Origin of the sequence: Halomonas sp. 3D7M, from assembly GCF_014897885.1 — a bacterium.
In the GTDB taxonomy this organism is placed as follows: Bacteria; Pseudomonadota; Gammaproteobacteria; order Pseudomonadales; family Halomonadaceae; genus Vreelandella.
Window position 1 is genome coordinate 1 of sequence record NZ_JABUZF010000149.1, and the last position, 628, is coordinate 628.

The 628-nt window shown below is 58.4% G+C and carries 1 pseudogene; it reads left to right on the forward strand.

Annotation, left to right across the window (positions count from 1 at the left end):
* Positions 1-628: pseudogene (locus INT22_RS07235) on the forward strand (exodeoxyribonuclease V subunit alpha); the annotation flags it as partial.

The following is a 628-nucleotide window of genomic DNA, read 5'->3' on the forward strand; positions in this document are numbered from 1 at the left end:
AACCAACCCAGCCACGCCCAAAGTGATCGGGAAAAGCAGCAGGCCGTTAACGCCGTGCTGCGCCATGGCTACCCAGACTTACACCACCTAACGCTTGCTGATGACACCGCGCTGGATAAGCTGGTGATTCACGGCAGCGCGGATAAGTTTCTCAATGGCGGTGAAGGCCGCACCAACCACAAACATGAGCCCATCGCGCCGCCCACTGGCTATCGCCACTACCTAAAGGTGCTGAACGCGCAGCGCCCGCGTGGGGAATCGTTTGAGGACAACCCAGCGGCCTATAACGCCTGGGCCGCTGAGGTGCTAAGTGCCTACAGCCACTTCCAGCTGCTATGCGCGCTGCGCAAAGGCCCCTGGGGGGTAGAAGGCTTAAACCTGCATATCGCCAAAACCCTACGCAGCGAAAAGCTGCTGTTCGGCAGTGATTACACGCTAGAGAAAGGCTGGTATGAAGGCCGCCCGGTACTGGTCACCCAAAACGACTACGGCCTAAAACTGATGAACGGCGATATCGGCATCACCCTGGCGGTACCGGATCCCCGCAATCCGCAACAAAAGCTGTTAAGAGTCGCCTTTCCTTCATCAAGTGCCACGAGCGATGCCGATAACCCCATCCGCTGGGTGC